Source organism: Chitinophaga sp. G7 BAM 1005 (assembly GCF_057126945.1).
In genome coordinates this window covers 4,211,443-4,224,578 of record NZ_CP181478.1, presented here as the reverse complement: position 1 = coordinate 4,224,578, position 13,136 = coordinate 4,211,443, and the positions used below count along the sequence as shown (strand labels likewise).

Annotated in this window: 10 protein-coding genes; 7 read left to right on the top strand and 3 right to left on the bottom strand. The window is 48.6% G+C overall.

All coding sequences use genetic code 11. The features are described from left to right. Positions 1-8: 8 nt before the first annotated feature. Positions 9-581 (top strand): hypothetical protein, encoded by a 573-nt coding sequence (locus tag ACMXI2_RS16660; protein WP_483777221.1) that lies wholly within the window; start codon positions 9-11, stop codon positions 579-581. Positions 582-587: 6 nt separating this feature from the next. On the opposite strand, the gene ACMXI2_RS16655 is transcribed toward ACMXI2_RS16660, so the two are convergent. Next, positions 588-1,049 carry an Mpo1 family 2-hydroxy fatty acid dioxygenase gene (locus ACMXI2_RS16655; protein WP_483777220.1) on the bottom strand — a complete coding sequence of 154 codons (462 nt, stop codon included), beginning with the start codon at positions 1,047-1,049 and terminating at the stop codon, positions 588-590. A gap of 196 nt (positions 1,050-1,245) precedes the next feature. Here ACMXI2_RS16655 and ACMXI2_RS16650 point away from each other — a divergent pair, with 196 nt between their 5' ends. Continuing rightward, positions 1,246-2,133, top strand: coding sequence for an NAD(P)-dependent oxidoreductase (locus tag ACMXI2_RS16650; RefSeq protein WP_483777219.1), 888 nt, complete (start codon positions 1,246-1,248; stop codon positions 2,131-2,133). Here ACMXI2_RS16650 and ACMXI2_RS16645 read toward each other — a convergent pair. Further along, on the bottom strand, positions 2,130-2,534 hold the full coding sequence (locus ACMXI2_RS16645; RefSeq protein WP_483777218.1) for a winged helix-turn-helix transcriptional regulator: 405 nt from the start codon (positions 2,532-2,534) through the stop codon (positions 2,130-2,132). The genes ACMXI2_RS16650 and ACMXI2_RS16645 overlap by 4 nt on opposite strands. A gap of 174 nt (positions 2,535-2,708) precedes the next feature. Further along, on the bottom strand, positions 2,709-4,619 hold the full coding sequence (locus ACMXI2_RS16640; protein WP_483777217.1) for an SPFH domain-containing protein: 1,911 nt from the start codon (positions 4,617-4,619) through the stop codon (positions 2,709-2,711). Positions 4,620-5,137: 518 nt separating this feature from the next. On the opposite strand from ACMXI2_RS16640, the gene ACMXI2_RS16635 reads away from it, so the two are divergent. The 5 genes from ACMXI2_RS16635 to ACMXI2_RS16615 all read left to right on the top strand — a co-directional run bounded on the left by ACMXI2_RS16635 (position 5,138) and on the right by ACMXI2_RS16615 (position 13,035). After that, positions 5,138-6,016: an ROK family protein gene (locus tag ACMXI2_RS16635; RefSeq protein WP_483777216.1), complete on the top strand. Its 879-nt coding sequence runs from the start codon at positions 5,138-5,140 to the stop codon at positions 6,014-6,016. Between the two features lie 198 nt (positions 6,017-6,214). Beyond that, the gene (locus ACMXI2_RS16630) at positions 6,215-6,832 is read left to right on the top strand and encodes an RNA polymerase sigma factor (RefSeq protein ID WP_483777215.1); all 618 of its coding nucleotides are present in this window, start codon (positions 6,215-6,217) and stop codon (positions 6,830-6,832) included. 71 nt (positions 6,833-6,903) lie between these two features. After that, complete coding sequence (locus ACMXI2_RS16625) at positions 6,904-8,025, top strand: FecR family protein (protein WP_483777214.1); 1,122 nt, start codon at positions 6,904-6,906, stop codon at positions 8,023-8,025. 120 nt (positions 8,026-8,145) lie between these two features. Beyond that, positions 8,146-11,418, top strand: a complete 3,273-nt coding sequence (locus tag ACMXI2_RS16620) for a TonB-dependent receptor (protein ID WP_483777213.1) — start codon at positions 8,146-8,148, stop codon at positions 11,416-11,418. An 18-nt stretch (positions 11,419-11,436) separates the two neighbouring features. Continuing rightward, a complete protein-coding gene (locus tag ACMXI2_RS16615; RefSeq protein ID WP_483777212.1) occupies positions 11,437-13,035 on the top strand; it encodes a RagB/SusD family nutrient uptake outer membrane protein in 1,599 nt (532 codons plus the stop codon). The last annotated feature ends 101 nt before the right edge of the window (positions 13,036-13,136 follow it).

Sequence of the window (13,136 nt, the reverse complement as noted above, 5' to 3'; positions counted from 1 at the left end):
ACCCCGCTATGGAAACATTCGGCCATGTAAGAATGGTGATAGGATTTATTCTGAGTCTCAGCATTGCCCATCTGCTCAAAGGCACTGCCAAATTCATTCAGCATCCCGACCGGGAAAAGCCATACTGGATACACCTTTCATGGGTAGCCTATATCTTCGTGCTGCTGGTACATTTCTGGTGGTGGGAAATGCCATTGCACGCATTGAAGAAATGGACTTTCCCGGAATATATCTTTATCATCTCCTTTATAACTACCTTTTTCCTGCTCTGTGCACTATTGTACCCGGATGATCTGAAAGATTATAAAGGATACCAGGACTACTTTTACTCACGGCGAAAGTGGTTCTTCGGGGTACTGGCGTTTTCGTTTATTGCAGATGTAATAGATACGCTGATAAAAGGACAGGACTACTTTCATCATTTCGGGATAGAATACCCCATCCGCAATATCGCCCACTTTGTCCTTTGCCTGTTGGCCATCAGGATCAGTAACCGCACTTTTCACGGGGCGCTGGTCATTATATTTATGTTATACGAAATGAGCTATGTGCTGCGGCTTTATTTGTCGGCCGCCACATGAGACCCCTTACAGGCGGATACCCGCTTTTTTATAAATAAAGCTCAGCAGCCAGGCCGGCCCGATGAGCAGGAATTGCAAATCCTTGAAGAAAGAAGGTTTTGCGCCTTCAATTTTATGACCTATAAACTGCCCGATCCAGGCTACTACGAAAATAAACAGCGCCACCTGCCAGATCACCAGCGGAGTGGCTGCTATGAGGCGCCATAACCATAAACAGATCACGCCGATCAGCAGCATGCCAGCCGCCAGCGAAGGAGAGAGGCGCAGATAGTAAATGATCAGTAACAGCAATGCCACATGTGCCACCGAAATATAAGAACGCACGCTACCAAGAGGCAGCGGGATCGCATATAAAAAACCGACGATACTGAAAAAAATAGCGGGCACACAAATCCAGTGAATCAGTTTATTGGTATGGTTACGGTGGCTGCTGCCGTACTCGTCCAGCCATTGATGGATTGTTCTCATAGCGGTGGAGTTTATAAAGTGCTGCTATTAAAATACGTTAAATAACCCAAAATGAGCGATGAGGGCATCAAAGTTTATTTACTCTTGAGATATTATTTCTTTAAAAAATCCACCTACCAACAAAGCCGCAATTAAATATGTTTTATTAATCGTTTTAAATGATAGATTTGAATCAACAAGTAATAACTGAAGAATTATGGAAACCATTGGATTTATCGGCACAGGCCATTTGGGCTATCCCATTGCAGAGAACCTGCTGAAGGCAGGATATACTTTAAGAATTTATAACCGTACCCGGGAGAAGGCATTGCCGCTGGAGCAGCTGGGCGCCATACTGGTGAGCAGCCCGGAGGAAACCGCTGTGAAAGGAGGGATTGTACTGAGCCTGGTGGCAGATGACAAGGCGCTGGAAGCAGTGGCCACCGATGCGTTGGCGCAGGCCCTCGGGGAAGGGGGCATCCATGTGTCTATGAGCACCGTTTCGCCGGATATATCGAGGGAGTTGTCGGTGCAACACGGCAAGCACGGCGTATTATTTGTAGGTGCGCCGGTATTTGCGCGGCCGGAGGCGGCAGCGGCGAAAGCGGGTAATTCGGTGATTTCCGGTCCTGCTGCGGCTAAAGAAAGGATACGCCCTTTATTAGAGGCAGGATTTGCCCGCAATATTTTTGATCTTGGAGAAGATGCCGGCAGCGCCAATGTGCTGAAGCTGATGGGGAATTTTATGATTGCCGGAGCGCTGGAACTGATGGCAGAGGCTTTTGCGCTGGCGGAGAAAAACGGGGTAGATCCCAGGGCGGCGTATGAAATGCTCACCACTACTTTATTTTCGGGTCCCATTTTCAGGAATTATGGCGCCATGATCCTGGATCGTAAATTTACCGGCAGTCCTTCTTTCAGTGCGGAATTAGGATTGAAAGATATGGACCTGGTATTACAAACGGCGCGGAAATCATATACGCCGATGCCGCTGGCTAACCTGGTGCAAAACCGGCTCACCACCATCCTGGCGAAGGATGTACATGATGCCGACTGGACCGCGCTGGCTTCCGGTGCGCTGGAGGACGCCGGGCTTGCTGTTTAACCGTTATCAGCCATAGCCGCCACGTTTTTTTCTTTGGATGCCTGGCGTGCTATGGCATCGTCCCGGTGCATAGTTCCCCAGTCGGAGATATGCTGCAACATACTTTCCATGCTCCATCCCAGCGGGGTGAGTTCATATTCCACCCGTGGAGGTACTTCAGGGTACACGATCCGCTTAACAAGGTGGTCGTTTTCCAGTTCCCTCAACTGCAGTACCAGCACTCTTTCAGAGATGCCTGTGATCGACTTTTTCAGTTCGTTATAGCGTAGTTTACCATCCAGTAAGCGCCACAGTATGCTGGGTTTCCAGCGTCCGCCGATCAACGACAGGGTATACGCTGTTCCGCAGTCGCCGCGCAGCTGTTTTCCGTTGATGGCATTAGAGGAATTTTCTTTTCGCATACGTTCATTTTTTCTTTCCGGGTATAAAGATACGTAATGCACTGCTATAGTGAAGGATACCGCTATCCTTTTGGTAACCCTGTTCTCTGGTGCCTTACAGTATTGATAACCGCAAGGCATAAAGCAAAAAGGGGAAGGTGTGCGCCTTTCCCTTTTGTTATGCTTCGCTTAGTGTTATTCTGCCTGTTTTCCGGCTTCGTTTTTCTTTGCTACATCTTCCAGTAATTTGAGTCCGAGCAATCCGCTGATCGGACCATTGGCGCCGTCTCCGCCGCTGATGAGTACATCCGGCATAATGCGGATCTGCTGTGATCCGATGGCTTCCATTACTTTCAGCTGGGTAAAGTTGTTGCCACCCATTGCTTCTACCGCCAGTTTGTAGGATTCCGCGCTGGACTGACCGATGGCGAGGATCTTCTCTGCTTCTGCTTTACCGGTGAGGGCAATTTTTTCTGCATCGGCTTTTGCAATCCACTCGGTGCGTTCCGCTTCTGCTTTGGCCAGCAGGCGTACTTTTTCCGCTTCACCGCCGGCCAGTAATTTCATCCGGTCGCTTTCTGCGTTGGCTTGCAGCCGCACGCTGTTGGCGTCACCGGTGGCTTTTTTCACGGAGGCGTCTGCATGTCTTTCTGCAATCCAAACGCCCTGGTCGGCTTTTACAATTTCCTTCTGCATTTCTGCAATGGCGGTTTCTTTTTCCAGTGTCTGACGGGTTTCCTGTGCCAGTCGCTCTGTATCGTAGGTAATTTTCTGTTCTTCTGCAATTTTACGATCGGTCAGTGTTTTCATCAGTGTTGCCGGTGGCACAATGTCGCCGATAAGGGTATCTACCCCGAACACATTATACTGATCCAGTACCTGGCCGATATGTTCCTTCGCGGAGGTTTGCCGTTCCTTACGGCTGGTGAGGAAACTGATCACATCTGATCCCTGGGCGGAGTTACGGAAATAGTTACCGATGGTAGGTTCCAGTACCTGCGTTACCAGGTTACTCATGTTACCGAAGCGGGCAATTACTTTAGGGGCCTCCGTGGTTGGGATGTGGATGATCTGCGCTACATCGAGGTTAAAAGTAAAACCGTCGCGGCTTCTCACGGTGATGGTAGAAAGGTTTTTATCCAGCTGGTGGGCCTCACTTCTGGCGGTGGCCCAATTCAGTACCAGGTTGGTGGTAGGCACCAGTTCTACTTTCATAATATAGGGATTAACAGGATACTTACCTGGTCCCAGTGGTTCGGCCCATACGCCTTTGGTGCCTTTCGCCACGATGTTACCGTGTTTGAATTCTGCGCCGCTGAGATCCACGCCATCATTTCCCACGAAGGAGATCACTACGCCTACATGGCCGATGGCGATTTCCGTCATACGCACCATTTCCAGTTTGGCAAACCAGGGGTTAATAAAATAGGAGCCGGCCAGGATCACCTGTTCCTGTAAGCCTTTATAACCGCCTTTTTCGAGGAAGGCATCCACATCCTGGAAGTTGTTGTGTTTGTCGATGGTTTTACCCGCAATGGAGCCGGTTTCAATGGCTTGTCCTTCGAGGGTGGTAACAATTCCCACGGCATTATCGGGGATGGATAGCATGTCGGTGATTTCCACTTCAAACAGGAAGGTATTGATACGGTACGATCCGGGTGTGATAATGGCGGTTTGCCGGCCTTTGCGGCCACCGTTCTGCAGGAAGGCTACGGCATCCTGGAAGGAGTCGCAGGGAACTTTGCGGGCCAGGATGGAACCGGTTTCCAGTTCGGAACCATCTTTGGCCAGTACCAGTCCTATTTTGCCGGTAGGGATGATGGTAAAGGGCTGGAAGGTAACGCTGTATTGCCAGATCCATTTCCAGAAGTATACGCCGGGAGCAAGTGTTTGCGCCTGGAAGCCTGCTTCGCCATTGGTGGCGAGGATGCGGCCTTCCGGCAATTCCTGTTTACCGATCAGTACAAATTTTTTAGTAACCAGACCGATACGGTCTTCCGGAACAATGACTACGCCAAAGCATATACGAAGAATTACTTTGTACAGTACAAGACATAGAATGGGCAGGCCGATAAGCAAAGCCCATCTGAGAAATGTGTTTTCCATTTGCAGGGTTGTTGTTAAGGTATGTGTTTTTGTCAAGATGAATTTAAATGTAGGGCGATACTGCTGACGGACCTGTCAGTTCAGCATTTGGGCCATGCATATATGCTTCAGAAAAGTGGGGGCGAAGTGTTGAAGTTCGTAGCGATATAAACTATCAGGGTGTTGTTGCCGGAGCAATGACCAGATTCCATTGAAGAATGAATTTCGGATGTAAAAGTGATGATTATTTTTCATCTGTCAAAATAATTTCCGGCAGATGATCACAGAGGTTAGCCCGGAATTTCAGACAAATGTTTCCGGAAGATCTTTAGGAATTGTTTCAGATAATGGCGGACTGGTTTCTTTGATAACCATTGAAAATTCCCCCGTTTTTTTTGATTTTTGGAAAAACGCCCTATATTGGGAGCTATTTAACTGTTTTTCACTCTGCTAAAACGATTTTTCTGAGCATGTCAACCAAATAGTTTTTTATATTTGTATAGCTTTAACGATTTAGCAAACATTCTAGTATTGAATTTATGACAAATTCCACGGCGTTAGGAATAGATATCGGCGGCTCTCACATTACCGCAGCACTGGTAGATCTTAACACAAGATCTATCATAGAAGGTTCATGGAACCGCACCCGTATTAACTCACAGGGCGAAGTCGCAGATATCATCGATGGCTGGGCGGCTGTTATCAGGGAAGTATTCACCCACGCGGCAGCAGATGTCCGGCATATCGGTATCGGCATGCCGGGTCCGTTCGACTATGAGCACGGGATCAGCCTCATGAAAGGGCAACATAAATATGACGCATTATACAACCTGAACGTAAAAGAATTGCTGGCAACACGCCTCGGAATTTCACCGTCACAGATCCGCTTTATCAACGATGCCGGCTGCTTCCTGCAGGGCGAAGTGTTCAGCGGCGCCGGCAGAAATCATCAGTGCGTGATCGGGCTTACACTGGGCACAGGCCTGGGTTCGGCCATCTACCGCGATGGCGCAGCCAATGATGCCAACCGCTGGTGTTCTCCCTTTAAAGATGGCATGGCAGAAGACTATCTCTCTACCCGCTGGTTTGTAAAACGCTATGAAGAAATAAGCGGCGAAACAGTGGCGGATGTTAAAGCCCTGGTGGCGCGTATAGGCGTTGACGATAGGATACCGCAACTGTTCAACGAGTTTGCGGTAAACCTAAGTACTTTACTGACCAACTTTATTAGAGAAGAACAACCTGAAATTGTAGTGATCGGCGGCAACATCGCCAACGCAGCAGACCTGTTCTTGCCCCAACTGAGAAAAGAACTCGAAAAACAACAGATCACCATCCCGGTAGTTACCGCTACCCTCGGTGAGGCCGCGGCCCTGATCGGCGCAGCCAGCTTATGGCATGCCTTCCAGGAAGCATAAGCACAGCCTGTTCATCGAAAACATAAAATAAAAAGAAGCTATTGGCGCAACAACCAAAGCAGGTAGATTCCGGACATATCCATCTCCGGAAAAAATATCCGCTCCGGTGTTTGTGCCAATAGCTTTTTGTTTAATGCTTTCACCTTTCTGCTTTTTCCTTTATATTAGGGGCATCAACCACTTCTAAATATTTACTGTTTGAAAGACCGCCTAATTGCAGCTGATAATATTTTGTGGAACAATGTCATCCTGGGGGATCAGCAAGCCTACAGGGAATTGTATGAGATGTATGCGGATATGCTTTTCCGGTATGGCTTAAGATATCTAAAAGATACCAGCACTATAAAAGACTGTATCCAGGAGCTTTTTACCAGTCTTTATCACTACAGGAATAACCTGGCCCACGATGTGAACATCCGGTTTTACCTGCTCCGGTCGTTCCGCAGGAAGATCCATCTGGCCGTAAAAAAGAATGCCACCATTCTCCATACTGCCAATCCGGAAGACTACTTCTCCATCGTTTATGAACCGGATGCTGAACAGCTGCTGATTGCAGCCGAACAACAGCAGGAAATGCTGCGGCTGCTGGCCCGTGAACTCAATGAATTACCTGCCCGGCAGAAGGAAGTCCTTTTCCTTAAGTTTAACTGCAACCTGTCGTATGAAGAAGTGGCCGGCATCATGAAAATAAGTGTGCCTACCTGCCGTACCCTTACCTACAGAGCCTTCCGGCAACTGCGTGCCAACATGGAAAAAGTGCCGGTACTGCCGTTAATCATCCTCTTCATGTCCTGGATTTCCCGGGAGCATCCCTGAATAAAAAAAAGTTTCGTTCCGGAGTCTATATCCTGTTTGTTTGTTGCTCTATATAGCAAAGATGCCGTAAGATGCCCGATAAGAAACACCTGAAACTGGAAGACCTGCTTGGCAATGACCATGAGCCGCCTGCACAAAGCGACGATCCCGTGCAGCAGCAGATGGCAGATGCCGTGCAACGCATGATCACAAACGCCGGCGCAGAAACATGGGACCCGGCCGATAAAGCCTTGCTATGGCAGAACATTGCCGCGGATTTAGTGTCCAAACCAGCTGTATACAGGTACCTGTTCCTCAAAATCGCTGCCGCGGTATTAGTATTGCTGTCGGTGGCTACCTGGTTGTTCTGGCCCCGGCCCATGCACTCACTGGTACAGTTTGCTCAACAACAACATGTGGAAAGCGCCAACGATACCCGCCTGATCCTCGGGCAGCAACAGGCCATTGTGGTACCCGGGAAAAATGCATCGCTTGTATATGGAGGTAAAGGAGTAACCATCAATGCCGACAGCACCCTGTCGTCAGCAGCCCCGTATAACACGCTGCTGGTGCCTTATGGCCGCCGCGCCCGCCTGCAGCTGGAAGACGGTACCATCGTGCTGCTGAATGCCGGCTCCCGCCTTGTCTATCCCGCTACCTTCCAGCAAAAGAAACGGGAAGTATACCTGGAAGGAGAAGCCTTTTTTGAAGTGGCCCCTAATGCGCATGCTCCTTTTTTCGTATATGCTTCACGTATAGAAACAGAAGTGCTCGGTACCTCCTTTAACATCAGCGCTTATCCGGACGACCGGCAGCAAAGCCTGGTGCTGGCTTCAGGCAGTGTGCGTATGCACCTGTCGTCACAACATCTTTTTGGAAAACATTCCCGTCAGCTGCAACCCAACGAGATGGCTACAGTAGGCATGAACAGCGAAGACCTGCAGGTAAACACCGTAAACGTGGCTACCTATACCGCCTGGAAAGATGGACGCCTGTTGTTTTACAGCGCGCCGCTGAAAGAGATCCTGAAAAAGCTAACGCGTTACTATAATATACAGCTGGACCTTGCATCAACACTACCCGGACTGGAAACCTGTTCCGGTGACCTTGACCTGGAAGATAATCTTGAAAACGTATTGGATGTGATCTGCGCCACCAACTCGCTGCGCTATGAGCGCCACGGACAGCGCATCATACTGAAAGAGAAAGACTAAATACCATATATATCACCAAAAAAAACCGGAAGATGGTGGGACATCTTCCGGTTGCACTGCCCCGCCGGAAGCGGGGACGGGCTTGTCTTTTTGTTTAACTAAAAAAACTGTAGTGAAGTTATGAAAAAAATCTATGCACAATGGCGCGTACCGCCAGGCAATGTTTTTGCCATTAAACTCCTGAGAACAATGAAACTGACTGTAATTTTACTGTTCACCGCTATCCTTGGGGTTTCTGCTACCGGTAAGTCGCAGGACGAACACCTCAACATTAAACTGCACCAGGGTACTTTACCCCAGCTGTTTAACCAGATCCAGTCGCAAAGCCGCTGGCGCATCTTTTATAAAGATGAACTGGTAAACAGGGAGCAACCGCTTACCCTTGAACTGCAGGACAAAAAAATTAACGAAGTGCTGGACAAAGCCCTGTTAAATACAGGTCTCAGCTACCGCATTATGCGTAACCAGGTAGCCATCATCCCAAAAGAAAAAAGTAAACCCGATCAACGCCTGTCCGCCGTCTCACCATCGGACGACAGTAGCTATCTCATACGTGGACGGGTATACGATATGCATGAACCGCCGCAGGCACTACCGGGCGTGACTATACGGGTGAAAGATAATAACAGTATTGGTACCACTACCGATGCCGATGGCTATTTCACATTCCGTGCTAAGAAAAATGCCGTGCTTGTTTTTACGCAAATGGGTTATCTCCCCGAGGAATACACCATTATCCGCAGCCACAATGCGCTGAACATTTCCCTGAAAGAAAACGTAGCTGCACTGGATGAAGTAGTGGTGGTGGGCCTTTCAGAGCAACAACGTAAACATATTGCCAGCTCCATCAGCTCTGTAAATATTGCGCAGCAAACCAATGGCAAGCCCATTACCGCATTATCACAGGCGTTGCAGGGTGGTGTTACCGGTTTGCAGGTAACGCAGAACTCCGGCCTGCCCGGCGGCGATGCCGCCGTGATAAAAATCCGCGGTATCAGTACGCTCAACGCCTCTAATCCACTCGTAATGGTGGATGGCGTGCCGATGGATATGAACTACATAGACCCTGTTACCGTAGAAAGCGTAACTATCCTGAAGGACGCCGCCGCCGCTGCTGTGTACGGCGCCCGTGCTGCCAACGGCGTAATACTGGTAACTACCAAACGCGGCGTAGCCGGAAGGGTAGCCGTTACCTATGATGGTTATTATGGCGTGCAGTCGCCCTCTTCCATGCCGGCGCTGGTGGAAGCGCCGCAATACATGCGCATGTTTAATGAAGCGCAAGTGAACGCCGGCAATGCGCCGTTTTATTCCGAAGAAGATATTCAACATACCGAAGCCGGCGACGACCCGGTAAAGTATCCCAACACCGACTGGCAGAAAGAGATCCTGAACCGCGCGGCGCCTATTACCAGTCACTCGGTGGGAGTGAGCGGCGGTAACAGCCTCGCACGGTTTGCCTTAACCGCCAATTATCAGAACCAGCAGGGGATGATCCCACTCAACCACTCCAATAAATATAATATCCGCGCCAACACCTCCATTACGCTTACTAAAAAATTCCTGGTATACATGGATATGCTGGCCATCAAACGGAATACTTTTTATCCTAACCGCCCCAATGGCAGTAATGGAAACAGGATACTGGAAGATATTTTCCGTGTACCGCCCACTATTCTTCCCAAATACCCGGCAAAAGATGGCGCCCCGGTAATATACGGGCGCTACGTGGACATTGTAAACCCGGTGGCTTATGCAGAACATGGCGGCAAGGCGGCTAATGAGTACGGGCAATCCAGTATCAATTTGCAGCCTAAGTGGGAAGTTTTACCCGGACTGAATCTCCGCGGACAATTCAGTTTCCGGCTGAATAGTGATGTAACCCGCACCACCCGCGATAATTATTACTTCTTCGATTATTATACCGGTAAACTGGTACAAACGTGGGGTGTGCAACGGTCTGCCAGTATGGGTAGGACTACTTACTATTATGCAGGCGTTACGGCCGACTATACCTATGATCTGAAAGATCATCATTTTTACCTGATGGGTGGTTATTCACAAGAAGAGAACAACAGCGGAAACTGGGATGTAAATTCGCTGCTGTCGTTTTATGGAAAAGTAAATTATTCTTACAAAGATAAATACCTGCTGGAAGGAGCCATTCGTACAGATGGTTCATCGCGTTTTGGCCCCGGTCATAAATACGGCACTTTTCCCTCCGTGGCATTGGGCTGGAATATACATAAAGAGCCCTTTATGGCGCTGGTGTCTTTTATTAATAGCATGAAACTCCGTGCATCTTACGGCCGGCTGGGAAACGAGAACATAGCTCTTTACCAGTATCAGAATATGATCAGCGCTACCGATGGCGTGGAGTCCGTATTCGGTAACCCCGACATCACCTGGGAGACCGTAGATATGCTGGATCTCGGTATGGACCTGGCTTTGCTCCGGAGCAAACTGGAACTCACTTTTGACTTCTACAACAAAACTACCAATGGTATTATCCTCTGGCCGCCGGTATCCTATGTGGGGGGGATGGGAATTCCTCCTATCAATGCAGGCCGGTTACGGAATAAGGGCGTGGAGTTATCGCTGAATTATAATGGTCGCATTGGTAAGGATATCACCATTTCTATGCGTCCGGGTGTTTCCTATAACAACAATACCTTCCTGACCGTAAAGGGTGGTCCTTATATCGATGGTAAAACAATTAACAAGGAAGGTTATTCGCTGAATAGTTTGTATGGCTATAAAACAAACGGTTTGTTGCAGGCAACGGATTTCAAGCCGGATGGTACGCCACTGGTACCGGTAATCGCCAATGCCAAACCGGGGGATATCCGCTACCTGGATCAGAACGGAGATAATATCATTGATGGCAATGATCAGACTGTGATCGGCAATCCTACGCCCCGTGCCGATTTCTTTGCCAACTTCCGCATTACCTATAGAAAATGGGAGCTGGAAATGCTGCTGCAGGGCGTGAGCAAAAGCGATGCGGTACTGGCTGGTATGCTCGCCTATCCACTGGATATGTCCTTTGATGGCGGCGTTCCCACAAAGTATTATGCAGATAACTACTGGACGCCGGAGCGCACCAATGCCCGCTTTCCGCGCCTGACCACTACGCCGGATATCAATAAGCTATCGTCCGATTTCTGGATACAAAACGGCGCATATATCAGGATGAAATATATCCAGCTGGGTTATAATTTCAGCAGTACCACTTTAAAGCGTATAGGCGTTAACGGTGCCAGGGTGTATGTGAATGCACAGAATCCGTTTGTATTCACTTCTATGAAACTGGTAGATCCTGAAAGCCAGGGCAACCAATGGACTTATGGCATTATGAAAATGTATACAGCAGGGGTAAGTATTCAACTATAACCATTCAACTTTTTCACGATGAAAATGAAATTCAACATAACAATGATACTGGGCCTGGTATTACTGTGCTCACCGGGCTGTAAAAAATTTCTCACCCACGATAACCCGTCCGGTGTAACCGACGAGGAATGGTGGAAAACGGAGAGTCATGCCTATAACGCCCTCGGCTCTATTTATGCAGGCGTGCCGGCAGGTTCCAGCGGCAGGAATGTAATGTTCTGGTCTGGACTGAGCGATGAAGCGGTTTGTCGCGGCGATTTCAGAGGTAACTATGATATTTATACACGTGGCTTGCAGAACCCTACCTGGGACGTGGCGGAATGGATCTGGCGGGATGATTATATAGATGTACGCCGTGCCTGTCGTTTTCTTGAAAACGTAGATAAATGTTTTATGGACGATCAGCTGCGCACCCGTATGAAGTATGAAGCCCGTGCATTACGTGCTTTTTATCATATGGAGATCATGTTGTTTTTTGGTGATATTCCCATTGTAACGAAGTCGGTTACCCCGCTGGAGAATCACCTGAAAAGAGATCCGGCAGAGAAAGTGTATGAATTTATCCTGAATGAATTAAAAGAATGTGCAGAAAATTTACCAAAAGAATATGACAGTGATGAAACCTGGCGTATTTCTGCCGGGGCCTGTAATGCGCTGATCGTGCGGCTGGCCTTATTTTTTCATCATTACGATGTGGCCAGGGATGCAGCGGTAAAGATCATCGGCACAGGGGTTTATAAATTACACCGCAGCGAAAAAGCGGGTGTAAACAGTTATGCTGAATTGTTCAGTTATACCGGTGAACTCAACAAAGAGCGTATTTTTTTCAAAGCCAATGGTTGCGATAACGCATGGACCACCTTCGCGCCTTATGGTATTGGGGGAGAAACTTATGTATCGCCCACCGCGCAGGTAGTAGATAACTTTGAAACCAGGCAGGGTAAAACGCCTGCGGAGCTTGGACCGGATTCTGTGGCCGTATACCACAAGGATCCCAACTACAAAAATAACCGCGATCCCCGGTTAGCGGTATCTGTTCTGTATCCCGGCCAGTCGTATTTAGACGCCAACTATATTCTTTCTCCCTTTGATAATTCTACGAACAACACTGATAAGATAGGTGTGCAGAAATCTACCGCCACCGGCTACTGGATCCGGAAATACCTCGATCCACGCGACCGGCAGGGTAGAAGCGGTTCACTCGATTTTATGTATATCCGCTACAGTGAGATATTGTTATCCTATGCAGAAGCCATGATTGAGCTGGGCAACTGGCAGGATCCACTGATCATACAATACCTGAACGACGTTCGTACCCGGGCTGGTATGCCGGCGGTAGACCAGCAGCGGTACAACAGTGCGGTTATGCTGCGGCAGCTGGTGCGCCGGGAACGGCAGGCGGAACTGGCATTTGAAGGACAGCGCTATTTTGATATCAGGAGATGGGGACTGGTTAAGCAGGTGATGAACGGGCAGGTATTCGGCGCCACCAATCCAGCAACGGGTATTGCTGTAAAGGTGCAGGATCGTTCGTATACCGACCGGGATTATCTCTGGCCGATACCGGAAAAAGAAATGTTATCTAACCCGGAAATGACACAGAACGCCGGGTATTAATTTCTTACCGTTTATCAAATTTCGGTTACTGTACTTGCATATCATCTTGTTAGATTATATCTTACCATCCAGATAAACCACGATGTGACAGTACAGTGAAT